At 66.7% G+C, this 23410-nt stretch carries 16 protein-coding genes; 6 read left to right on the top strand and 10 right to left on the bottom strand.

The features are described from left to right. The first annotated feature begins 74 nt into the window (after positions 1-74). Entirely contained in the window at positions 75-2015 is a 1941-nt protein-coding gene (locus E1956_RS10350; RefSeq protein ID WP_134748585.1) for a SurA N-terminal domain-containing protein, read from the top strand. Positions 2016-2131: 116 nt separating this feature from the next. Here E1956_RS10350 and E1956_RS10355 read toward each other — a convergent pair whose 3' ends face one another. Continuing rightward, positions 2132-2479, bottom strand: a complete 348-nt coding sequence (locus tag E1956_RS10355; RefSeq protein WP_134748587.1) for a hypothetical protein — start codon at positions 2477-2479, stop codon at positions 2132-2134. A gap of 159 nt (positions 2480-2638) precedes the next feature. After that, positions 2639-3394 carry an arylesterase gene (locus E1956_RS10360; RefSeq protein WP_232071094.1) on the bottom strand — a complete coding sequence of 252 codons (756 nt, stop codon included), beginning with the start codon at positions 3392-3394 and terminating at the stop codon, positions 2639-2641. A gap of 6 nt (positions 3395-3400) precedes the next feature. Between E1956_RS10360 and E1956_RS10365 the strand changes: the two genes are divergently transcribed. Next, on the top strand, positions 3401-4192 hold the full coding sequence (locus tag E1956_RS10365; protein ID WP_418789216.1) for an ABC transporter ATP-binding protein: 792 nt from the start codon (positions 3401-3403) through the stop codon (positions 4190-4192). An 85-nt stretch (positions 4193-4277) separates the two neighbouring features. Here the strand turns inward: E1956_RS10365 and pgi are convergent, their stop codons facing one another. The 3 genes from pgi to E1956_RS10380 form a co-directional block, all read right to left on the bottom strand. Next, positions 4278-5897 (bottom strand): glucose-6-phosphate isomerase, encoded by a 1620-nt coding sequence (gene pgi / locus E1956_RS10370; protein ID WP_134748591.1) that lies wholly within the window; start codon positions 5895-5897, stop codon positions 4278-4280. A gap of 213 nt (positions 5898-6110) precedes the next feature. Next, positions 6111-7775, bottom strand: coding sequence for an NAD(P)H-hydrate dehydratase (locus E1956_RS10375; protein WP_134748593.1), 1665 nt, complete (start codon positions 7773-7775; stop codon positions 6111-6113). Between the two features lie 171 nt (positions 7776-7946). Beyond that, positions 7947-9242 (bottom strand): FAD-dependent oxidoreductase, encoded by a 1296-nt coding sequence (locus E1956_RS10380; RefSeq protein ID WP_134748595.1) that lies wholly within the window; start codon positions 9240-9242, stop codon positions 7947-7949. Positions 9243-9763: 521 nt separating this feature from the next. On the opposite strand from E1956_RS10380, the gene purL reads away from it, so the two are divergent. Both purL and E1956_RS10390 read left to right on the top strand, forming a co-directional pair. Continuing rightward, on the top strand, positions 9764-13840 hold the full coding sequence (gene purL, locus E1956_RS10385; protein ID WP_134748597.1) for a phosphoribosylformylglycinamidine synthase: 4077 nt from the start codon (positions 9764-9766) through the stop codon (positions 13838-13840). A gap of 224 nt (positions 13841-14064) precedes the next feature. Then, positions 14065-15189, top strand: coding sequence for a Fic family protein (locus E1956_RS10390; RefSeq protein WP_134748599.1), 1125 nt, complete (start codon positions 14065-14067; stop codon positions 15187-15189). Between the two features lie 119 nt (positions 15190-15308). Here E1956_RS10390 and E1956_RS10395 read toward each other — a convergent pair whose 3' ends face one another. The 5 genes from E1956_RS10395 to E1956_RS10415 all read right to left on the bottom strand — a co-directional run bounded on the left by E1956_RS10395 (position 15309) and on the right by E1956_RS10415 (position 19145). Next, positions 15309-16088, bottom strand: a complete 780-nt coding sequence (locus E1956_RS10395; protein ID WP_028216406.1) for a peptidylprolyl isomerase — start codon at positions 16086-16088, stop codon at positions 15309-15311. Positions 16089-16125: 37 nt separating this feature from the next. Next, entirely contained in the window at positions 16126-16437 is a 312-nt protein-coding gene (locus tag E1956_RS10400; RefSeq protein ID WP_134748601.1) for a BolA family protein, read from the bottom strand. Next, a complete protein-coding gene (locus E1956_RS10405) occupies positions 16434-16967 on the bottom strand; it encodes a septation protein A (RefSeq protein ID WP_134748603.1) in 534 nt (177 codons plus the stop codon). The genes E1956_RS10400 and E1956_RS10405 overlap by 4 nt, the downstream gene beginning before the upstream one ends. Before the next feature lie 100 nt (positions 16968-17067). Further along, the gene (gene msrB, locus E1956_RS10410) at positions 17068-17487 is read right to left on the bottom strand and encodes a peptide-methionine (R)-S-oxide reductase MsrB (protein ID WP_134748605.1); all 420 of its coding nucleotides are present in this window, start codon (positions 17485-17487) and stop codon (positions 17068-17070) included. Between the two features lie 59 nt (positions 17488-17546). Next, a complete protein-coding gene (locus E1956_RS10415; protein WP_134748607.1) occupies positions 17547-19145 on the bottom strand; it encodes a protein adenylyltransferase SelO in 1599 nt (532 codons plus the stop codon). 176 nt (positions 19146-19321) lie between these two features. On the opposite strand from E1956_RS10415, the gene E1956_RS10420 reads away from it, so the two are divergent. Both E1956_RS10420 and E1956_RS10425 read left to right on the top strand, forming a co-directional pair. Further along, on the top strand, positions 19322-21064 hold the full coding sequence (locus E1956_RS10420) for a 3-(methylthio)propionyl-CoA ligase (protein WP_134748609.1): 1743 nt from the start codon (positions 19322-19324) through the stop codon (positions 21062-21064). A 245-nt stretch (positions 21065-21309) separates the two neighbouring features. Next, complete coding sequence (locus E1956_RS10425) at positions 21310-23391, top strand: 3-hydroxyacyl-CoA dehydrogenase NAD-binding domain-containing protein (protein ID WP_134748611.1); 2082 nt, start codon at positions 21310-21312, stop codon at positions 23389-23391. Positions 23392-23410 lie beyond the last annotated feature (19 nt).

A 23410-nucleotide genomic window follows, 5' to 3' on the forward strand; every position in this document is an offset into this window, starting at 1 on the left:
TTCGCCTTTTTTGTTGGCCGCTGTTGTAATATCGGGCGTTCTATTTTTCGGCGCCCTCCAACGCCTGGTCACGCATGCTCGACTTTTTCCGCAATCACAAACGACTGATGATGATGATGCTGATGCTGGTGATTCTGCCAGGTCTCGGCTTCGTCGGCATTCAAGGCTTCCGCGGTTTCTTTGACGAAAGCGCGAACGTTGCCAGCGTCAACGGTCACAAGATCACTCGCGTCGAATTCGACAATGCAGCGCGTCAGCAGATGGACCAGGCGCGGCAGATCATGGGCGCACGCTTCGACGCGACTCAGTTCGATACGCCGCAGCATCGCAAGGACATTCTCGACGGCCTCATCCAGCAGCGCGTGCTCGTGGACGAAGTCCAGCGCCTGCATCTGACCGCCTCGGATGACGCGGTGCGCCGCACGCTGCTGTCCGATCCGATCATCTCGTCGCTGAAGAACCCCGACGGTTCGATCGACCTCGACAAGTACAAGCAGTTGCTCGCCATGCAGGGCATGACGCCCGAGCAGTACGACGAGCGCGTGCGTTATAGCCTCGCGATGCAGCAGTTGCCGGCAGCGCTCGTGAATAGCGCGTTCACGCCGAAGGCGCTTGCGCAACAGCTCACGGAGCTGTCCGAGCAACAGCGCGAAGTGCAGGGGCTCGCGTTCCACGCGAGCGACTACGCGCCGAAGATCAATCCCACCGACGCGCAGCTGCAGTCGTACTACGACGCGCACAAGAACGACTTCGCCACGCCGGCCACGGCACAGATCCAGTATCTGGTGCTGTCGGCCGCAACGGTTGCGGCCTCGGTCAATCCGACGGATGCCGATCTCAAGAAGTACTACGACGACAATATCGCCCACTACAAGACGCAGGAAGAGGTACGGGCGAGCCACATCCTGATCACGGTCGCGAAGGACGCGAGCGCAGCCGATCGCGCCGCCGCCAAGCAGAAGGCGGAGCAGATTCTCGCGGAGGTCAAGGCGCATCCCGAACAGTTCGCGCAGATCGCCCAGAAGGACTCGCAGGATCCGGGCTCGGCCTCGAAGGGCGGTGACCTCGGCTACTTCGGCCCCGGCATGATCGCGGGCGGCCAGGCCTTCGACGACGCCGTCTTCAAGCTCAAGAAGGACGAGATCAGCGACGTGATTCAGTCGGACTTCGGCTACCACATCGTCAAATTGACGGACATCAAGCCGTCGGTCACGAAGTCCTTCGACGAAGTCAAAGGCCAGATCGCTAACGACGTGAAGACGCAGCAGGCGGCGAAGCTGCTCGCCGATGCGACGGACGGCTTTACCTCGACGGTCTACGAGCAGTCGAAGAGCCTCCAGCCGGCGGCCGACAAGTACAAGCTCGCGCTCCAGACGGCCACGGTCACGCCGAAGCCGAACCCCGCGCTGCCGCAGGACAGCCCGCTGAACAACCCGAAGCTCCTCGACGCGGTGTTCGCGAGCGACTCGGTGAACCAGCACAACAACACGCAGGCGATCGACGTCGGCAACAACACGCTGATTTCCGCGCACGTGACGAGCTTCCAGCCCGCCGCCGTGCCCGCGTTCGCCGCCGTCAAGGATGCCGTGCGCCAGAAGGTGGTTGCGGAGCAGGCCGGCGAGGCGGCGCGCAAGGACGGCGAAGCGAAGCTCGCGGCGCTGCAGAAGTCGAAAGCCACCGACGGCTTCTCGGCGGCGGTGAAGGTCACGCGCAACGACGCACAAGGACTGCCGCCCACTGCGCTTTCGGCGGTGTTCAAGGCCGACCCGCAGAAGTTGCCCGCCTATGTGGGCGTCGATCTCGGCGACCAGGGCTATGCGATCTATCGCGTGAACAGCGTGACCAACGGCCCGCCCGCCGACGGTCCGCGTCTGACCGCCGCCCAGCAGCAGCTCGCCGGCGTGAGCGGCCAGTCCGAGACGCAGGCTTATCTCGATGCGCTACGCGATCGCTCCAAGGTCAAGATGTATGGCTCCTTGGGTGCATCCAGCCAGTCTGACGGCGACGGGCAGTAAGCGTCGCAGCCCGCTTCACGCCACGGCGCGTGAGTGCAAAAAAGCCCCGCAAATGCGGGGCTTTTGTTTGGGCGTTCGCAGCGCGACTGAAGTGCTGCGCGCGCGTGCAATCGCAATCAGAGGCAGGCGCTGATATCGCCCGTGGCGTCGCTGCCCGCGCCACCGCCGGCACGGAAACCGACCCACGTCTTGGCGTTGGCGTTCCACGCCGGGCGCACCGTTGCGGCCGCACCGTTCGGCGGCTGCTGGCCGGGCACATAGACATCGACGGCCTGGTCGTTGGCGAGAACGCTCTGCTGGACGACTTGCTGCTGCGAGCGGTCGGCCCACTTCTTGGCGATGCATTGCGCGACGGCCGCAGGCGGTTGCTGGCTCGTGCCGACCGATTGCGCGCCGCTCGGCACAGGTTGATTGGCGCAGGCTGCAAGGGTGGCCGTAATGGCAATCAGAGGTAAAAATTTCACGTTTTCTCCCTTCAGTCAGGGTCAGTCGAGAATCAGACGAAAGCCGCTCGTCCGCTGCAAACATGTGGCCTGGCGCGCGACGCGCAACGCACGTGTCGGCGCTGTACACCCTACACCACGGTGTAAGGGCGTGCTCTGCAAGTGCGCGGGCCCTGCGTGTCAGCGCTGCGCGCCGCCGCCACCGAGCAGCGGCTTGAGCGTCGGCCACACGTTGTCGAGTAGCAAGGGCTGTGCCTGCTGGTTCGGATGCATCTGGTCGGACTGAAAGAGATTGGGTTTGTCGACGAGGCCCGCGAGCAGGAACGGCACTAGCGGCACGTTCAACTCCGTCGAAAGCTGGCCGTAGAGGCCATGGAACCTGCGGGTGTAGTCGGGGCCGTAATTGGGGGGCACGTACATGCCCACCAGCACCGGCTGCGCATGGCCCTTGCGGATCTCGGCGACGATCGCGCGCAGATTGCTTTCCGTCGCCGTGAGCGGAACGCCGCGCAGCGCGTCGTTCGCGCCGAGCTCGACGATCACGATCGAGGGCTTCATGCGCTGCATCACGAGCGGCAGGCGTGCGAGGCCGCCGCTCGTGGTGTCGCCGCTGATGCTCGCGTTTGCGACGCTATAATCGATCCGCTCGCTCGTGAGCCGCTGGCGCAGCAGGGCGACCCAGCCCGTGTCGCGCGGCAGGCCGTATTCGGCGGAGAGGCTGTCGCCGAGCACGGCGATCACGGGCTTCGCGGCGGCGGGCTGGACGGCAGGCGCGGTAGCTGCGAAGGCGTCGTGCGAGCCGCCGGGAACGGCGGTGCTGGCAGCGAGACCCAGCGCGGCTGTGGCCGTGAAAACGGCGAGGGTGTTGAGGGCGGCGCGGGCCGTGGCGGCCGGCGCGGCATGCCGCGCCCAGGCGGCGAATCTTTGCTTCATCATGTGCGAATGAATAGCGATCCAGTCATCGAAGTGCGTGGTCTGTGCAAGCGGGTCACCGACGCGAGCGGCGAGCTGACGATACTCGACGGCATCGACCTGACCGTGCACGCGGGCAGCAGCGTGGCGATCGTAGGCGCCTCGGGTTCGGGCAAGTCTACGCTCCTGGGCCTGCTGGCCGGGTTGGACAGCGCGAGCGCCGGCTCGGTTCGCCTGCTTGGCCATGAGCTTACCGGCATGGCCGAGGATCAGCGCGCGGCGCTGCGCAACGGCGCGGTGGGCTTCGTGTTCCAGTCGTTCCAGTTGATGCCGCATCTGACCGCGCTCGAGAACGTCGCGCTGCCGCTCGAGTTGCAGGGCGGTCTCACCACGCGCGAGGCTTTCGTGCGCGCCCGTGCGCTGCTGGAACGAGTCGGGCTCGGGCAGCGCACGGCCCATTATCCGAAGCTGCTGTCGGGCGGCGAGCAACAGCGCGTGGCGCTGGCGCGCGCCTTCGTCATGCACCCGGCCGTGCTGTTCGCGGACGAGCCCACCGGCAGCCTCGATGCCGCCACCGGTCATGCCGTCATCGACTTGATGTTCGAGCTCAATCGGGCAAACGCCGGTACAAACAGTGGTGCGAGCAGCGGTGCAAGCGGCGCGACGCTCGTGCTCGTCACGCACGACGTGGATCTCGCGCGCCGCTGCGACGCCATGGTGACGATCGAGGCCGGCCGCCGCGTGCCGAATGCGCCTCATGTCGACGGCCCGGAGGACGTGCGCGAAGCACCCGAGCGCGGCCGTATCGAAGCGGGCCGTTGACCCGGCGCCAAACGCTTTAGCGCCCCAAAACAAACAAGGCGTGCGCGGCTCTCACCGCGCACGCCTTTTTCATGCCATCAGCGCATCAACGCTTGAGCGCAGCGCGCGCCCGCGCGATCAGCGCGGCCGTCGACGAGTCGTGCGGCTTCACGTCGGCGCTCGCGGCCGTGAGGTCGGCTTCGACCACCTTGCCGAGAATCTTGCCGAGCTCCACGCCCCACTGATCGAACGGGTTGATGTTCCAGACCGAGGCCTGCACCAGCACCTTGTGCTCGTACAGCGCGATCAGTGCGCCGAGCGAGCGCGCCGTGAGCGCGTCGACGAGCAGCGTCGTGGTCGGGCGGTTGCCGGGGAAGACGAGGTGCGGCACGAGCTCGGGCTTGTCCGGGCCGGCCACCTTGCGCGCTTCCTCCTCGGTGCGGCCGAGCATCAGCGCCTCACTCTGCGCGAAGCAGTTGGCGAGCAGCTTCGGATGATGATCGCCGAGCGGATGCTCGGGCGTGAGCACGGCGATGAAGTCGATCGGCACGATCGTCGGGCCCTGATGCAGCATCTGGAAGAACGCATGCTGGCCGTTCGTGCCGGGCTCGCCCCAGGTGACCGCCGCAGTCGGGTAATCGACGAACTGGCCGTCGAGGCGCGCCGACTTGCCGTTGCTCTCCATCTCGAGCTGCTGGAGATAGGCGGGCAGGTAGTGCAGGGCTTCCGAGTACGGCGCAACCAGATAGCTCTGGGAGCCAAAGAAGTTGCGATACCAGATCCCGATCATGCCGAGCAGGACCGGCAGGTTCTTTTCGAGCGGCGCTTCGCGGAAGTGCTTGTCCATGTCATGGGCGCCCGCGAGCAGCTCGTCGAACTGCTGCGGCCCGATCGCGATCATGATCGAGAGCCCCACGGCCGACCACAGCGAGTAGCGGCCGCCCACCCAGTCCCACATTTCGAAGACGTTTTCTTTCGCGATGCCGAACTTCACGACCTCGGCGGGGTTCGCCGAAACGCCCACGAAGTGCTTCGCGAGCGCGCTCTCCGGGCAGCCGTGCTGGACGAACCAGTCGCGCATCGAGCGCGCGTTCGTCATGGTCTCGAGCGTCGTGAAGGTCTTCGAGACGATGATCGCGAGCGTTTCCTCCGGATCGATGTCCTCGATCACGCGCCAGAGATCGGCGCCGTCGACGTTCGACACGAAGTGCGAGTGGATCTCGGGCGTTTCGAGATGCTTGAGCGCGTGCACGACCATCTTCGGCCCGAGGTCCGAGCCGCCGATGCCGATGTTCACCACGTGGCGGATGCGCTTGCCCGTGTAGCCGGTCCATGCGCCGCTGCGCACGGCGTCGGCGAACTTCGCCATCTTGGCGCGCTCGGCGGCGATCTGCGCGTGGAACGGCGCGTCGGGCTCGGTTGCGCGCAGCGCGGTGTGCAGCGCGGCACGGCCTTCGGTCGGGTTGACGACTTCGCCCGCGAACATCGCATCGCGGCGCTTTTCGACGCCGGCCTCGCGCGCAAGCTGCACGAGGAGCTTCAGCGTGGCGTCGTTGATGCGGTTCTTCGAGAAGTCGGCTCCAAGGCCACCGCCCGTGTACGTGTAGCGTTCGGCGCGAGTCGGTGCGGGATCGTTGGCGGGTGCGAACCAGTCGCGCATCTTTTCGTTGCGGATCTGTTCGTAGTGCGTCTGTAGCGCGGACCAGGCAGGAAGCGGATTCGTCATGTTCGTCTAGCGCGGGAAAACGAAGGGAGGGCGGCGGACGGCGCAGGCCGGTGGGCCGACGCGCGCGTCACGCGCTGCGGGGATGCGCGCGCCGCCGGTGAGCGGCGTGCGAAAGATCAGTATAGCGGGGCCGTGTGTCACTGGGCAGCAGCGCGCGAATCGACGAGTGGGGCTAGCAAGCCGCGTGCCGCAAGGCCGCCGGCGAACCTTGCATCAATCTTTCAGTGCGTAGAACAGGCGGTTCATCAGGCGCCGGACCACCGGTGCGAGTTCGCCCGCGGCGAGGCCCACGGGGCCGTCGCCCTCGCTCACGAGCGTGTCGGCGGCGAGGCCGTGCAGGTAGACACCGGCCAGTGCCGCTTCCCAGGGCGGCAGGCGCTGCGCGAGCAGGGCGCCGATCAGGCCGCCGAGCACGTCCCCGGTGCCGCCGGTGGCCAGCGCCGCATTGCCGGTGGGATTGACGGCGACGCGGCCGTCGGGCGCGGCGATCACCGTGCCGCTGCCCTTGAGCACGGCGACCGCCGCGTAGCGTGTCGCGAGTGCGCGCGCCGCGGCCAGCCGGTCGCGCTGCACGGCCGCTGTATCCGCGTCGAGCAGGCGCGCGGCTTCGAGCGGATGGGGCGTGAGCACACATGGCGTGCCATGCGCGCTCAAGTGCTCGGCCACGCGCTTGGCGAGCAGCTCATCGCGGGCGACGAGGTTCAGGGCGTCCGCGTCGAGCAGCACCGCAACGTCGAGCTGCAGGATGCGATCGACGAGCTGCCGCGCGGACGCGCTCCCGCCCATGCCGCAGCCCGCCGCGACGGCGCTCATCGTCTCGAGGGCGAGCTTGCCGGCCGTGTGCAGCATCAGCTCAGGATGCGGCGCGTCGTAGGGCGGCGCGTCGCTGCCGAGGAAGCCCACGTGGACCTTGCCGGCGCCCGCGAGCAGTGCGGCGCGGGCGGCGAGGATCGGTGCGCCGCACATGCCGGTGTCGCCGCCCACCACGGCGAGCGTGCCGAAGCTGCCCTTATTGGTGGCGAAGTCGCGCGCGGGCAATGCCGCGGCGAACAGTGCCGGCGCGTTGAGGCGCGCGGATTGGGCAATCGTGTCTGCCACCGGAGGCGTTCCGGGGCCGGCGTCGATGCTGGCTGGCTCGATGGTTCTTGCGCCTGGCGCCACGTCGGGCGCAAGGCCCGCATCGAGGCCAATAGGCGCCACGCTCACCGCGCCGGCGTAATCGCGGCCCGCGCCGGTATAGAACCCCGGCTTCGCGGCGATGAAGGTGACGGTATGGGTCGCGCGCACGGCCGGGCCGCCACCGACGACGTTGCCCGTGTCGCTGTCGAGGCCGCTCGGTGCATCGAGCGCGAGCACGTGGCCGTGGCTGCGCGCGCGCGCCGACAGCCGCTGCGCGAGCACACCGAACTCCCCGTCGAGTGCGCGGGCGAGGCCGATGCCGAACAGGCCATCGACGAGCCATCCGTAGCCGTCGAACGACTCGGGCGGCGCAGTGGTGATCGGCACGCTCGCGGCGCGCGCCTCGGCGAGCGCCCAGCGCGCGTCGTCGGGCTTCACTTCGAGCGGCATGCAGACTTCGACGGCGATGCCCGCGCGCTTGAGCACGGTGGCGGCCACGAGCGCGTCGCCGCCATTGTTGCCGGGGCCTGCGGCGAACCAGACGGGCTTCGCGCTGACCGGCGACGGCGCATGCGCGATCTGCTCGCGCAGGAAATGGGCGGCGGCGGCGCCGGCTCGTGCCATCAGCGTGTGCTCGGGCAGCGCGGCCTGGGCCTCCGTTTCAGCTTCGCGTAGCTGCGCAACGGTCAGCAGTGGCACGGCGCGGTCGTGCGGATTGACGAGCGTCGGAAAGGGCAGGGTGAACGTGGCGTCTGTCATGGTGGCGAAGGCGACCGCAGGAGACGGCCGCGCGTGCGGGAATTCGACAATGCAACGATACCCGAGCGCCGCGCACCCGGGTGCTCGCAGACGCGCTGTCGCGCTCGCTGACAGAGTGTCAGCAGTGCTCGGACATCATGAAGCTGAAGGCAGAAAAGGCGCGAGCGCGCCTCAATCGCGCCCCGGCCAGAGCGCTTCGACGGTCTCGGCAGGCAGATCGGGCGGGGTGCCCGAGATCTGCGCGGCAATGAGGCGCGCAGAGCCGAGCGCGAGCGCCCAGCCGGCCGGCCCATGTCCCGCATTGACATAGAGCCGCGGGTGCCCCGCGCTGCCCACCGCGGGCATGCCGTCGGCGGAGAGCAGCTTCATGCCTTCCCAGGCGAGCGCCGCCGAAATGCGCGCGGCGCCTGGCGCCCAGTCGCGCGACGCCTCGCCGAGCAGCGCGAGGGCCTCTTCGGTGAGCGCCTCGGGCAGCGCCTCGTCGAGCTCCTTCATGCGCTGGAGCACCGCGCCGCCCGAAATGCGCAGCCGGTGGTTCGTGCGCGTGATCGCGATACGCCGTGCGGCATCGATCAGCGTCGTATGCGGCACGCATTCCTCGTGCGCGACAGGCGCGTTCAGTGTGTGCACGCGCACGGGATAGAACGGCAGCTTGAAACCGAGCGGCGCGAGCAGCTTCGGCGTCTGCGCGCCTGCCGCGACGACCACGGCATCGGCGGAAATCACTTCGACTTCGCGCTTGCGCGCCGCTTCCTCGGGGCGCGGCGCGAGCTCCACGGCCGCGCGCGTGTTCTCGAGGCGGATCGCCCTCACGGTGCGCCCGGTCTGGAATTGCACGCCGCCGAGCGTATCGAGCTCTTGCTTCAGCTGCTTGACGAAAAGTGGGCAGTTGGCCACGCGTGCGTGGTCGAAGCGCACAGCGCCCGCGAACGGCGGATCGGCGGGAATCGTGTGTTCGGCTGCCACGCACTCGTGCGGCGTGAGGACGTGATGAGGCGTCTCGAAATGGCGCAGCAATTCGAGCGCGGGTTGCGTGAGCGACCATTCGTCGCTGCCGCGCACGAGGTAGAGCAGGCCTTCGCGTTGCTCGTATTCGAGCTGGAAGCGGCCCTCGGCGTCCTCCAGCACGCTTTGCGCCGATTCGATCAACGGCCGCAAAAGCGTATAGCGCGCGGAGAAGGCTTCGGAGCCGTGCAGGGCCGAGAGGCGCTTCACGAAGGCGCGCGCCTGGCCGGTGAAGCCGGTCTTGCAGATCACCCCGCCCGACGACTGCCGGCCGTTGCGCAGAAAAGTGGGGCCGAACCAGACGTCGAGCGGCGTAGGCAGCACGACGCCGCTATGGCCGTAGCTCGCGCCTTGTGCAACGGTGGCGTGGCGTTCGACCACGCAGACGCGATGGCCCGCCGCGCGCAACTGATAGGCGGTGGCGACGCCGGCGATTCCGCCGCCAATGACGATGACATCCATGATGATTCGATCTGCAGGCAGGCGGCGCGCCGAGGAGCGAGGGCGCCCTGCCGAAGGAGGTGAGGCATGCGGCGCAGGCTGTCGCGCCGATCGGGTGAAACGCGCAATCATAGCAGCCAAACCCGGCCGCTCGCCATGTGCGTGGCACGCTTGTGTCGATGTCGGACAAGCGAGCAATCACGCCGCGCGAGCGACGCTTGCGAGACGCGCAATACCGGCCGGCCACCGCTACGCCAGCCCATCCTGAATCAAGAAAATATCGATGACGCCACGTCGATCGTCGTGACGCCATACGCCGATGTCGCAAAAAGACGCACGGGCGTGCCGCTTCAAGCGCGTTGCACCCGCCTCGAAGGGCGGCCGGAAGGGGGCTTCCGGGTTATAATCGCGGTCTCCTTACATCGCCCGGCGTCGGCCCGACGTCACCGCCTGCGTGCGACGCTTCGCCACCCCGCGAGATGCCCGTGCGAGGCGAAGGCGCGACGTAACTCCGACGCAACTTCGACGCAACGCCCCAGTCCATGGCCCACTTCTCGTGTTTCCCCGGTGCTTCGGCCCTCTCCGATTTCCGCCAGACCCGCCTGCTCGAAACGCTGCAGCGTATCGATGCCAATATCGTCGGCGTACACGGTCAGTTCCTGCACTTCGTCAATTCGGCCACGCCGCTCACCGCTGACGACAGCGCGAAGATCGAAGCGCTGATGCACTACGGCGCGCCGTTCGCGGCCCCGCAGGAGCGTGGCAGCGCGGTGACGTTCCTCGTCGTGCCGCGCTTTGGCACGGTGTCGCCGTGGGCGAGCAAGGCCACCGACATCGCGCATCATTGCGGTCTCGAGCAGGTGCGCCGCATCGAGCGTGGCGTCGAGTACACGGTGATCCTCAAGAGCGGCCTGCTGGGCGGCAAGAAGACCCTGTCGGACGAGGCGCACGCCGCTGTCGCGGCCGCGTTGCACGACCGCATGACCGAGAGCGTGGCGGCCTCGCGCGACACGGCGCTGCATCTGTTCGACGAGCTGCCGGCGCGGCCGATGCAGACCGTCGACGTGCTCGGCCACGGCCGCAAGGCGCTCGAGACGGCCAACGTCGAACTGGGCCTCGCGCTCGCCGACGACGAAATCGACTACCTCGTCGAGAACTTCACGAAGCTCGAACGCAATCCGACCGACGTCGAGCTCATGATGTTCGCGCAGGCCAACAGCGAGCACTGCCGCCACAAGATCTTCAACGCGAGCTGGACGATCGACGGCCAGGACCAGGACCTGTCGCTGTTCGCGATGATCCGCAACACCGAGAAGGTGAGCCCGCAGGGCACCATCGTCGCTTACTCGGACAACTCGTCGATCATGGAAGGCGCAGTCGCGGAACGCTGGTTCCCGCGCAAGAGCAACGCAGACGGTGCGCCGGGCGAGCAGTATGGCCGCCACACCGAGCTCACGCACACGCTGATGAAGGTGGAGACGCACAACCACCCGACCGCGATCTCGCCGTTCGCCGGCGCGGCAACGGGCTCGGGCGGCGAGATCCGCGACGAAGGCGCGACGGGCCGCGGCGCGCGTCCGAAGGCCGGTCTCACGGGCTTCACGGTCTCGAACCTCGACTTGCCCGAAGCGCGCGAAACGTGGGAAAACGCGCGCGACGCGGTCACGCCGCTCGCGCACCGCAATCCCGCCGATACAAGCGAGGCCTATGGCCGTCCGGACCGCATCGCGTCGCCGCTGCAGATCATGATCGACGGGCCGCTCGGCGGCGCCGCGTTCAACAACGAATTCGGCCGTCCGAACCTCGGCGGCTACTTCCGCACCTACGAGCAGAACGTCGCCGGCACCGTGCGCGGCTATCACAAGCCGATCATGATCGCGGGCGGCATCGGCAACATCAGCGCGACGCTCACGCACAAGCAGGATCTGCCCGCCGGCACGCTGCTGATCCAGATCGGCGGCCCCGGCATGCGCATCGGCATGGGCGGCGGTGCCGCCAGCTCGATGGCCACAGGCACGAACACCGCCGAGCTCGACTTCGACTCGGTGCAACGCGGCAACCCTGAAATCGAGCGCCGCGCGCAGGAAGTCATCAACTCGTGCTGGCAGCTCGGCGAGGCCAACCCGATCCTCTCGATCCACGACGTGGGCGCGGGCGGCCTCTCGAACGCGTTCCCCGAGCTCGTCGACGGCGCCGACAAGGGCGCGCGCTTCGAGCTGCGCAACGTGCAGCTCGAAGAGTCGGGCCTCTCGCCGCGCGAGATCTGGTCGAACGAGTCGCAGGAGCGTTACGTCCTCGCGATCCCGCCCGCCGCTCTGCCGATGTTCGAAGCGATCTGCGAGCGCGAGCGCTGCCCGTTCGCCGTGGTGGGCGTCGCGACCGCGGAGCGTGAACTGAAGCTGATCGACACCGACGAGCAGGCGCTCGCCGCGAACGGCGGCCACCAGCCCGTCGACATGCCGATGGACATCCTGCTCGGCAAGCCGCCGCGCATGCACCGCAACGTCGAGCACGCGAGCGTGCCGCTCACGCCGGTCGAAGTCACGGGCATCTCGCTCGACGAAGTCGCGAAGAGCGTGCTGCGCAACCCCACAGTGGGCAGCAAGTCCTTCCTCATCACCATCGGCGATCGCTCGGTGGGCGGCACGACGGTGCGCGACCAGATGGTCGGCCCGTGGCAGGTGCCGGTGGCCGACTGCGCGATCACCGCGCTCGACTACGCCGGCTACAAGGGCGAGGCGATGACGATGGCCGAGCGCACGCCGCTCGCCGTGATCGATGCGCCCGCGTCGGGCCGCATGGCCGTGGGCGAGGCGATCACCAACATCGCCAGCGCGCCGATTCTCTCGCTCGACAAGCTCAAGCTCTCGGCGAACTGGATGGCCGCATGCGGCGCGCCGGGCGAAGACGCCGCACTCTACGACACCGTGAAGGCGATCGGCATGGAGCTGTGCCCGGCGCTCGGCATCGGCATTCCGGTGGGCAAGGATTCGCTCTCGATGCGCACGAAGTGGAATGAAGCGGGCGTCGCGAAGGAAGTGGTCGCGCCGGTCTCGCTGATCATTTCCGCGTTCGCGCCGGTCGAGGACGTGCGCCGCCACGTGACGCCGCAACTGCGCCGCACCGACGAAGTGGGCGAAACGGTGCTGATCGCGATCGATCTGGGCCGCGGCAAGAACCGCATGGGCGGCAGCATCTTCGCGCAGGTCACGCAGCAGGTGGGCGACGCGGTGCCCGACGTGGACAGCGCCGAAGACCTCAAGCAGTTCTTCACGGCCGTCCAGCAACTCAACGCGAACGAGCAACTGCTCGCTTACCACGACCGTTCGGACGGCGGCCTGTGGGCGACGGTCTGCGAAATGGCGTTCGCGGGCCACACGGGCGTGTCGCTGAACGTCGACATGCTCACGCTCGACGGCGAGCACGAGTCCGATTACGGCGATGCCAAGGACTGGGCGAAGCAGACCAGTGGCCGCCGCGAAGACCGCACGCTGCGCGCGCTGTTCTCGGAAGAACTGGGCGCCGTGATCCAGGTGCCGGCGCAGCAGCGCGACGCCGTGTTCGCCGTGCTGCGCCAGCATGGCCTTTCGGCATGCTCGCATGTCGTCGGCGCGCTGAATAACCGCGACTCGATCGAGATCTATCGCGACGCCAAGCGCATCTATGAAGCGCCGCGCGCGGAACTGCAACGCGTGTGGAGCGAAGTGAGCTGGCGCATCGCGCGCCTGCGCGACAACCCCGCATGCGCCGACGCCGAATATGACGCGCTGCTCGACGCCGCCGATCCGGGCATGCAGCCGCATCTCACGTTCGACCCGGCCGAAGATGTGGCCGCGCCGTTCGTCGGCAAGGGCGCGCGTCCGCGCGTGGCGATCCTGCGCGAGCAGGGCGTGAACTCGCACCTCGAGACGGCCTACGCGTTCGATCGCGCCGGTTTCGACGCGCACGACGTGCACATGAGCGACCTGCTCGAAGGCCGCGCGACGCTCGCCGATTTCGCGGGCGCAGTGGCCTGCGGCGGCTTTTCGTACGGCGACGTGCTGGGCGCGGGCGAGGGCTGGGCCAAGACGATCCGCTTCAACGCGAAGCTCGCGGACATGTTCGCGGCATTCTTCGCGCGCGAAGACACGTTTGCGCTTGGCATCTGCAACGGCTGCCAGATGATGTCGAGCCTTGCCTCGATGATCCCGGGCGCGCAAGCCTGGCCGAAGTTCACGCGCAACAAGTCGGAGCAGTTCGAAGCGCGCTTCTCGCTCGTCGAAGTGCAGAGTTCGCCGTCGATCTTCTTCAACGGCATGGAAGGCTCGCGCATTCCGGTCGCGGTCGCGCACGGCGAAGGCTTTGCGGACTTTTCACAGCAAGGCGACATCTCGAAGGTGGCGGTAGCGATGCGCTACGTCGACCACCGCGGTCAGGCCACCGAAGGCTATCCGTTCAACCCGAACGGCTCGCCGCAGGGCATCACGTCGGTCACGACGCCCGATGGCCGCTTCACGGTGCTGATGCCGCACACCGAGCGCGTGCAGCGCACGGTGACGATGAGCTGGCATCCGGAAGGCTGGGGCGAGGCGAGCCCGTGGCTGCGTGCGTTCCAGAACGCGCGCAAGTGGCTGGGCTAAGCCGCGCTGCCGTTCGGCCGTCGCGCTGACGGCCCCGTCGGAGTCGAGAGACCCCGGCCATGCCCTGGATCTGGGTGTGGCCGGGGTTTTACGTTTTTGGCGGCAAGGGAGCGAACGCCCCGAAGTGCCGCCAGGACAGGCTTGCGGCGAATGAGGATCTTATTCGCCGCAAATTTTGCGGCGAATAACTTGTCGATGCGGCGAATACGGCTCATAATCGCCGCATGAATAGCGGCGATTACACCTACATCTGGCAAGCCGGCGATTGGCCGATCTGGCGCTACGACCTGGCGAAACTGGCCGAGCCCATGGCCGAGGCGAGCCGCGCCCAGGGATTGCTGATGGGGCGTCTGGCCGATGTCGGCATGAGGCTGCGCGATCAGGCCAGCCTTGCCGCCTTGACCGACGACGTGGTCAAGACCAGTGAGATCGAAGGCGAGCATCTGAACGTTGCCTCGGTACGGTCGTCCATTGCGCGTCGCCTGGGTGTGGACATCGGCGCGCTGGCACCCGTGGACCGCCACGTCGACGGCGTAGTGGAGATGGTGCTGGACGCCACCTCCCATAGCCGCTTGCCGGTCACGAAAGAGCGCTTGTTCGGCTGGCACGCGGCGTTGTTTCCGACCGGCTACGCGGGTCTCTCGCGCATCGACGTTGGCGCATGGCGCGACGATTCCCGCGGGCCGATGCAAGTCGTGTCCGGTCCGGTTGGTCGACAGTATGTGCATTTCGAGGCGCCGCCTGCGCAACGGCTCGACGCCGAGATGAGCGGCTTCCTCGACTGGATCAACGGCCCGCCGAAGGAGCCGCCGCTGATCCGGGCGGGCCTTGGGCATTTATGGTTTGTCGCGCTGCATCCGTTCGATGACGGCAATGGCCGGGTGGCCCGGGCCATCGGCGATTTGTTGCTGGCGCGTGCGGACGGCAGCCTGCAACGCTTCTACAGCTTGTCGGCCCAGATACAGCGGGAACGCAAGGCGTATTACGAGATCCTGGAGCGCACCCAGAAACAGTCGATGGACGTCACCGACTGGCTGGCCTGGTTCTTCGATGCGTTGCATCGTGCGGTCGATCAAGCGCAGTTCACGCTGGATACGGTGCTGGCCAAGGCGCGCTTCTGGCACCACTGGGCCACATCGCCGTTCAACGAGCGGCAAGCGAAGTTGGTCAACAAGTTGCTCGATGGTTTCGACGGCAAGCTCACCAGCGGCAAATGGGCGGCCATCGCCAAATGCTCCTCCGATACCGCGCTACGCGATATCAACGACCTGCTCGCGCGCGGCGTTTTGTGCAAGGCGGAAGGAGGCGGGCGCAGCACGAGCTACGAGTTGAATGCTTTGCCGAAGTAGCGGCGAACCGGAACGGCCTGGTCGCCAGCGCATCCCGTCCCGCCAGGCCAACAAAAAACCCCGCGCCTTCGCAGGTCGCGGGGTTTTTTGATCGCGGCAACGAAGCCGCGAATGCAGCCTTACTGAATCTTGGCCTTGTCGCGCAGTTGCTGCTCGAACGCGAGCAGCTTTTGCTGCTGCAGTTGCTGCACGATTTGCGGGCGCACCTGCTCGAGCGGCGGCGGTGCGATGTCGCGAATGTCGTCCACGCGGATGATGTGCCAACCGAACTGCGTATGCACCGGCGTATCGGTGATCTGGCCTTTCTGCAGGTGCGTTGCCGCATCGGCGAATTCCGGCACGTAGGCCTTCGGGTCCGACCAGTCGAGATCGCCGCCGTTCTTCGCCGAACCCGGGTCCTTCGAGTATTGCTTCGCGAGGTCTTCGAAGTTCGCGCCGGCCTTGATCTTCGCGATCAGGTCCTTCGCCTGCTGCTCGTTGTCCACGAGGATGTGATGCAGGTGGTATTCCTTGCCGCCCGCGCTTTGCGTGAGCTTGTCGTACATCGCCTTGACTTCGGCGTCGGTGGGCGGGTTGTTCTTGAGGAAATCCTGGATCCACGCATGCAGGACGACCTGCTGCTGCGCCATCGCCAGTTGCGCCTTCACGTCCGGACGGTTCGGAATGCCGAGGCGCGCCGCTTCCTGCATCAGCACCTGGCGATTGATGAGTTCCTCGCGCACGGCCTTTTCCAGGTCCGGCGTGTCTTGCTGGCCCTGGGCCACGACCTGTGCGATGAGCGCGTCGGCCTGCGACTTCGGAATCGGCGTGCCGTTCACGACGGCAACGTTCTGCGCAAAGGCGGGAGCCGCCGCACACGCAGCCAGCAACACCCAGAGACGGGTTTTCTTCAGGGTCATCGAAAAGTCCTAACGGGGCGAACTAAAAAAGTGGGGTTTAGCGGGGCAGCGCTGCCGCTTCTTCGGGCGTGAGCGCCGTGATCGCGAGCGCGTGAATCCCGCGCTGCATGGCTTCGGCCAGCGCATCATACACCATGCGATGCCTTGCCACGCGGGCTTTCCCCGCGAATGCGGCCGCAACGATCGTGACGTGATAGTGGCCGCCCGCCGAGGCGCCGGCATGGCCCGCATGCTGCGCACTGTCGTCGCGCACGACGATCGACGCGACGGGCGCGAGTGCCGCCGTGAGGCGCGTTTCGATCAGCGCCATGCGCTCGGCGGGGCTGGCATTCAGAAACACGTCGCTCATTCTTCTTCCTTCATGTGACGCGAGAGCCACAGGCTCTGGCCGAGGATGAACACCACGAGGATGCCCGTCGCGCCAAACAGCTTGAAGTCGACCCACGCATCGGTGGAGAAGTGGAACGCGACGAACAGATTGAGGATGCCGAGCAGCGCGAAGAACACCGACCAGACGAAGTTCAGCTGCGTCCAGATGCGCGGCGGCAGGCTGATCTGCTTGCCCATCATCGCTTCGATAAGGTTCTTGCCGAACGCCACCTGCGAGACCAGCAGCACGACCGAGAAGGCCCAGTAGAGCACCGTGGGCTTCCACTTGATGAAGGTCTCGTCGTGCAGCATGAGCGTGGCGCCGCCGAACACGACGACGATCCCGAGACTGAGCCACAGCATGGGGTCGACCTTGCGGTGGCGGAACGCCACCCACGCGATCTGCGCGAGCGTCGCGACGATCGCCACGGCTGTGGCCGTGTAGATGCCCCACAGCTTGAAGGCGACAAAGAACAGGATGATCGGGAACAGATCAAACAGAAATTTCATATCGGCCTGAAAGTTTACAAAAGGAGCCGCAAAAAGAGGGCGCGACGCTTTCAGTCCTGTGTCACGCCCCCTGCGGGACGCGAGCTTGCCTCGCCCGCGTTCACTTGGGCTCGAATTGTAGCGCAGCCGAATTGATGCAATACCGAAGGCCGGTCGGGGCCGGGCCGTCCTCGAACACGTGCCCGAGGTGCGCACCGCAATTTTTGCAGCGCACTTCGATGCGCAGCATCCCGTGCGAGCGGTCCGTACGCTCCTCGATCACTTCGCCATCGATCGGGCGGAAGTAGCTCGGCCAGCCGCAGCCGGCGTCGAATTTCGTATCCGACTCGAAGAGCGGCGTGCCGCAGCACACGCAGTCGTACACGCCGCGCTCGGTGTGGTCCCAGTACTTGCCCGTGAACGGGCGCTCGGTGGCCGCGTGGCGCGTGACCTGGTACTGCGTCGCGTCGAGCTGCTTGCGCCATTCGGCGTCGGGCTTCTGGCCGGGGTAGGCGTCGGAGTTGTGATCGTCCTGGCTCATGTCGGTTTCCTGTCGGGTCAAATGCGCGGTGGAAGACGCTGCCGTAGATGGGGGCGTGCTCACGAAGAGCAACTGACTTCGAGCGAGCTCGCCCAATCGGGCGGCAACGCTGCGTAGGCTTCGTGCTCGGGCTGCTCGTCGAACGGACGCGCGAGCACCTTTGCCAGCCGCTCGAGCTCGCTGAAATCTTTCTGCGCGGCGCGCTCGATGGCCGTTTGCGCGAGGTGATTGCGCAGCACGTATTTCGGGTTCACGCGATTCATCGCGACGGCGCGCGCGGCGTCGTCGCGCGTCTCGAGTGCGAGGCGCGCGCGATAGTCGAGGCTCCAGGCGTCGAACGCGGCGCGATCGAGGAACAGGTCGCGCACCGACGTGTCGCCTTGCGCGTCGTGCTTCGAGACGCGCGAGAGATGGCGGAACGTCAGCGTGAAGTCGGCGCGGTTCGAGTGCATGATTTCGAACAGACGATTCGCAAACGCGTCGTCGCCTTCGTGCGTTTGCTCGAGGCCGAGCTTCGCGCGCATGCGGGCTTCCAGCGCGGGCGCGAAGTGCCCCTTGAAGCGTTCGAGCACGCCTTGCGCATCGGCCACGCAGCGCTCGCCGCGCGCCTTTTCGTCGGCGATCTCGTAGTGCGCGCCAAACAGCGGCAACAGCGCCTGCGCGAGGCAGAACAGATTCCAGTACCCGATCTGCGGCTGCATGCGGTAGGCGTAGCGGCCCTGCGAATCGGAGTGGTTACAGATGTGATTCGCGTCGAACCCGTCGATGAAGCCGAACGGGCCATAGTCGATCGTGAGGCCGAGTATCGACATGTTGTCGGTGTTCATCACGCCATGGCAGAAGCCCACGGCCTGCCACTCGACCATCAGCGCCGCCGTGCTGCGCACCGCTTCGTCGAGCAGCCCGAGATACGGATCGTCGGCTTCGCGCAGATGCGGATAGAAGCGGCCGATCACGTGATCGGCGAGCGCGCGCAGCGCCTCCACGTTGTCGTGCGAATAGAAGTGCTCGAAGTGGCCAAAGCGCACGAAACTCGGCGACACGCGCGTGACGACCGCGGCGGTTTCGAGCTCTTCGCGGCGCACCAGCTGATCGGAGCCGATCACGGTCAGTGCGCGCGTGGTCGGAATGCCGAGGTGATGCATCGCCTCGGAGCACAGGAATTCGCGGATCGACGAGCGCAGCACCGCGCGGCCGTCGCCCATGCGCGAATAGGGCGTGCGCCCCGCGCCCTTGAGCTGGACCTCGAGGCGCTTGCCCGCGTGCTCGATCTCGCCGAGCATGAGCGCGCGGCCGTCGCCGAGCTGGCCCGCCCAGACGCCGAACTGGTGTCCCGAGTAGACGCTCGCATACGACATCGTCGAAGGCGATCGCTCGCGTGTGAAGTTGCCGCAGAAATACTCGGCGAATGCAGGATCGGACGGCGCCTCGCGATCGAGGCCGAGCAGCGCCGCCGTCTGCTCCGAGAAGCCCACCACGTATGGCGCGGGCAGCGGCGCGCCGGGCAGCCGTGTATGGAAGGTCGCGCCGAGCGCTGCGAACGTGTCGTCGCGGGGCACGCCGAGCGCGCGTTCGAAGTCGGCGAGCGGGCCGTTTGACGGCGCGCGCGGGGCGGTCGAGCCGCCGTTTGAGTCAGTTTGGCCTGGTGAAAACGACATGTTGAGCGCCTGTTGAATAGCCGATATTGTAAGTCCGCGCCCGCCGGCGTGCAGGACGCCGCCCGAACGCGTGTCGGACTTGCCTTTGCGGCCTCCTGCATGCCGCGCCGGGACCGGCAAGCATTGCGCCATCCCCATACAAAAAACTGGCATTCGAGTCGAGGAGACCGCTGACCATGACCGCGACCACCGCGCCGCTGTTGGGACAAATGATGGACGTGCCGCTCCTCGTGTCTTCGCTGATTGCGCACGCGGCGCGCCATCACGGCAACGCGCAGATCGTATCGCGGCGCATCGAAGGCGACGTGCATCGCTATACGTACCGCGAATGCGAAGTGCGTTCGAAGCAACTGGCGCAGGCGCTCATCGCGCTCGGCGTCGAACCGGGCGAGCGCATCGGCACGCTCGCGTGGAACGGCTACCGGCACCTCGAGGCGTACTTTGGCATAACCGGCTTCGGCGCCGTGTGTCATACCATCAATCCGCGCCTCTTTCCCGAGCAGATCGCCTGGATCGTCAATCACGCGGAAGATCGCTACGTCCTCTTCGACATCACGTTCGCCGCCCTCGTCGACGCGCTCGCGCCGCAGTGCCCGCAGGTGCGCGGCTGGATCGCGCTGTGCGACGAGGCCCACCTGCCGGCCATGCGCACGCCGGTGCTCTGCTACGAAACGCTGCTCGCGGCGCAAAACGGCGCGTTCGACTGGCCCTTGCTCGACGAGCGCAGCGCCTCGAATCTCTGCTACACGTCCGGCACCACGGGCAATCCGAAGGGCGCGCTCTATACGCACCGCTCGGCAGTCCTGCACGCCTATGGCGCATCGCTACCGGACGCGATGGGGCTTTCCGCGCGCGACGCCATGCTGCCGGTCGTGCCGATGTTCCATGTCAACGCGTGGGGCCTGCCGCACGCGGGGCCGCTCAACGGCACGAAGCTCGTGCTGCCCGGCAAGGACCTCGATGGCAAGTCGCTCTACGAGCTGATGGAAGCCGAGGGCGTGACCTGCTCGGCCGGTGTGCCGACGGTATGGCTCGGCCTGCTCGCCTACATGCGCGAGGCCGGCGTGAAATTCTCCACGCTCAAGCGCACGGTGATTGGTGGCTCGGCGTGCCCGCCGGCCATGCTGCGCACCTACGAGGATGACTACGGCGTGCAGGTGATCCACGCGTGGGGCATGACCGAGATGTCGCCGCTCGGCACACTCGCCAAGCTGAACTGGGAGCAGGCGCAGCGCCCGCCCGAGGCGCAACGCGCGCTGCTCGAAAAGCAGGGGCGCGTGATTTTCGGCGTCGACATGAAAATCGTCGGCGACGACGGGCACGAGTTGCCCTGGGACGGCGTGGCATTCGGCGATCTGCACGTGCGCGGGCCGTGGGTCATCGACCGCTATTTCAGACAGGAAAACGGCACGCCGCTCGTCGACGGCTGGTTCCCGACCGGCGACGTCGCGACCATCGACCCCGACGGCTTCCTGCATATCACCGACCGCAGCAAGGACGTGATCAAGTCAGGCGGCGAGTGGATCAGCTCGATCGAGCTCGAAAACATCGCGGTGGCGCATCCGGCCATCGCGGAGGCCGCGTGCATCGCCTGCGCGCATCCGCGCTGGACCGAGCGGCCGTTGATCGTCGCGGTGAAGAAGCCGGGGGCGCAGCTGACGCGCGAGGAGCTGCTGGCGTTCTTCGACGGCAAGGTGGTGAAGTGGTGGCTGCCCGACGACGCGGTATTCGTCGACGAGCTGCCGCACACGGCCACCGGCAAGCTGCAAAAGCTCAAGCTGCGCGAGCAGTTCCGCCATTACGTGTTGCCGAGCGCGCTGGAGGTGGGCGACAAGTGTCCGCTCGAGCCCCAGGCGTCGGGCGGCGGCGCGGCCGGTGAGGCCCTGGACGGCACGCAATCGGCCGACCTGCGCCGCTAGCGCCCAACACACTCGAACGCAGCGCAGCCCTCGGGCTGCGTTTTTTTCGCCTGTCTGTCCGATTTCCGCGCATTGGCCTGAGACTCAGTACAAACCCTGGCGTCTTGTGCGCAGCAAAAAATTGAACGAACGTTCTTTTTTCGGTATTCTGCGTGTAGACCGGGAATGCCGGACAATGAAGCGGCCGGAGCGTGTGCCTGATCCACGTGATGCACATCGCGGCCCGCAAGTACGGAGGCAGGCAAATGGCAGTGGATTACACGACTCGCGACGGCGTCGCCGTCATCACGCTCAACAATCCGCCCGTCAACGGGCTCGGGCATTCGACCCGCACCGGCATCGTCGAGGGTCTGGCGCGTGCCAACAGCGATCCGGCCGTCTCGGCGATCGTGATCACGGGCGCCGGCAAGGCCTTCTCGGGCGGCGCCGACATCACCGAATTCAATACGCCCAAGGCGACCCAGGAGCCCACGCTCCACACCGTCATCAAGGAAGTCGAGAAGAGCGCGAAGCCCGTCGTGGCCGCGATCCATAGCGTGGCGATGGGCGGCGGCCTCGAGCTCGCGCTCGGCGCGCACTACCGCATTGCCGCACCGGGCGCGCAGATCGCGCTGCCCGAAGTGAAGCTCGGGATTCTGCCTGGCGCGGGCGGCACGCAGCGCCTGCCGCGCGCCATCGGTCTCGAGGCCGCGCTCAACATGATCGTGAGTGGCGCACCGGTGCCTTCCGAAAAGCTCGCGAATGCGGGCCTGTTCGACGCGATGGCGCAAGGCGATCTGCTCGACGAGGCTGTCGCCTTCGCGCGCAAGGCCGCCGACAAGCAAGGGCCGCATCCGCTCGTGCGCAACCGCAAGATCGAGCATCCGAATGCCGAAGGCTTCCTGCAGTTCTCGCGCAACACGGTTGCGGCGATGTCGAAGAACTATCCGGCGCCGGTGAAGTGCGTGGACGCCATCGCCGCGGGCGTGAAGCAGGGCTTCGATAAAGGCCTCGTGTTCGAGCGCGAATGCTTCCTCGAACTCGTGCAGACGCCGGAAAGCCGCGCGCTGCGCCACGCGTTCTTCGGCGAGCGCGCCGCGAGCAAGATTCCCGACGTGCCGTCGAGCACGCCCACGCGCGAGATCCAGAAGGTGGCCGTGATTGGCGCGGGCACGATGGGCGGCGGCATCACCATGAATTTCCTCAACGCGGGCCTGCCGGTCACCTTGCTCGAAACGAAGCAGGAAGCGCTCGACCGCGGCATCGCGACGATCCGCAAGAACTACGAAGCCCAAGTCAAGAAGGGCAAGCTCACGGCCGAAAAGCTCGAAGCGCGCATGGCGCTGATCCGCCCGACGCTGTCCTATGACGACCTCAAGGAAGCCGACCTCATCATCGAGGCCGTGTTCGAAGAGCTCGGCGTGAAGGAGCAGGTGTTCAAGCGCCTCGACGAAGTTGCGAAGGCCGGCGCGATTCTCGCGTCGAACACCTCGACGCTCGACGTGGACAAGATCGCCGCGTTCACGAAGCGTCCGCAAGATGTGGTGGGTCTGCACTTCTTTAGTCCTGCCAACGTGATGAAGCTGCTCGAAGTCGTGCGCGGCAAGGACACGGCCAAGGACGTGCTCGCCACGGTCATGCAGGTCGCGAAGAAGATCCGCAAGACGGCCGTGGTCTCGGGCGTGTGCGACGGCTTCATCGGCAACCGCATGATCGAGCAGTACGTGCGCCAGGCGCTCTACATGCTCGAAGAAGGCGCGCTGCCGGCGCAAGTGGACCGCGCGATCGAGAAGTTCGGCTTCGCGATGGGCCCGTTCCGCATGAGCGACCTCGCGGGCAACGACATCGGCTGGGCGATCCGCAAGCGCCGCTACGAGGAAAAGCCGGACCTCAAATATTCGAAGGTCGCCGACCGCCTGTGCGAGCTGGGCCGCTTTGGCCAGAAGACGGGCGCGGGCTGGTACGACTACAAGGCGGGCGAGCGCAACGCGCTGCCCTCGAAGCTCGTGGACGACATGATCGTCGCGTACTCGAAGGAAGTGGGCGCCGGGCGCCGCAAGATCGGCGACGAGGAAATCGTCGAGCGCCTCGTGTATGCACTCGTGAACGAAGCCGCGAAGATCCTCGAAGAGGGCATTGCTTCGAAGGCGTCGGACGTCGACATGGTCTATCTCACGGGCTATGGGTTCCCGCTGTGGCGCGGCGGCCCGATGCTCTATGCGGACACCGTTGGCCTCTACAACGTGGCGCGCGCGATCCGCCGCTATGCGCAGCAGCCGAACGGCGACGCATGGCAGATCGCCTCGTCGCTTGCCGAACTGGCCGAGAAGGGCGGGTCGTTCAACTAAGCCATTGGGTGACGGACAA

Source organism: Paraburkholderia pallida (assembly GCF_004524855.1).
Classification (GTDB): Bacteria; Pseudomonadota; Gammaproteobacteria; order Burkholderiales; family Burkholderiaceae; genus Paraburkholderia; species Paraburkholderia oxyphila.

Coding starts and splice junctions, on each gene's coding strand:
- E1956_RS10365 (WP_418789216.1), top strand. CDS start 3,401: ATGAATAGCGATCCAGTCATCGAAGTGCGTGGTCTGTGCAAGCGGGTC.
- E1956_RS10380 (WP_134748595.1), bottom strand. CDS start 9,242: ATGGATGTCATCGTCATTGGCGGCGGAATCGCCGGCGTCGCCACCGCC.
- E1956_RS10405 (WP_134748603.1), bottom strand. CDS start 16,967: ATGAAATTTCTGTTTGATCTGTTCCCGATCATCCTGTTCTTTGTCGCC.
- pgi (WP_134748591.1), bottom strand. CDS start 5,897: ATGACGAATCCGCTTCCTGCCTGGTCCGCGCTACAGACGCACTACGAA.
- E1956_RS10425 (WP_134748611.1), top strand. CDS start 21,310: ATGGCAGTGGATTACACGACTCGCGACGGCGTCGCCGTCATCACGCTC.
- purL (WP_134748597.1), top strand. CDS start 9,764: ATGGCCCACTTCTCGTGTTTCCCCGGTGCTTCGGCCCTCTCCGATTTC.
- msrB (WP_134748605.1), bottom strand. CDS start 17,487: ATGAGCCAGGACGATCACAACTCCGACGCCTACCCCGGCCAGAAGCCC.
- E1956_RS10350 (WP_134748585.1), top strand. CDS start 75: ATGCTCGACTTTTTCCGCAATCACAAACGACTGATGATGATGATGCTG.
- E1956_RS10400 (WP_134748601.1), bottom strand. CDS start 16,437: ATGAGCGACGTGTTTCTGAATGCCAGCCCCGCCGAGCGCATGGCGCTG.
- E1956_RS10375 (WP_134748593.1), bottom strand. CDS start 7,775: ATGACAGACGCCACGTTCACCCTGCCCTTTCCGACGCTCGTCAATCCG.
- E1956_RS10360 (WP_232071094.1), bottom strand. CDS start 3,394: ATGATGAAGCAAAGATTCGCCGCCTGGGCGCGGCATGCCGCGCCGGCC.
- E1956_RS10390 (WP_134748599.1), top strand. CDS start 14,065: ATGAATAGCGGCGATTACACCTACATCTGGCAAGCCGGCGATTGGCCG.
- E1956_RS10395 (WP_028216406.1), bottom strand. CDS start 16,088: ATGACCCTGAAGAAAACCCGTCTCTGGGTGTTGCTGGCTGCGTGTGCG.
- E1956_RS10420 (WP_134748609.1), top strand. CDS start 19,322: ATGACCGCGACCACCGCGCCGCTGTTGGGACAAATGATGGACGTGCCG.
- E1956_RS10415 (WP_134748607.1), bottom strand. CDS start 19,145: ATGTCGTTTTCACCAGGCCAAACTGACTCAAACGGCGGCTCGACCGCC.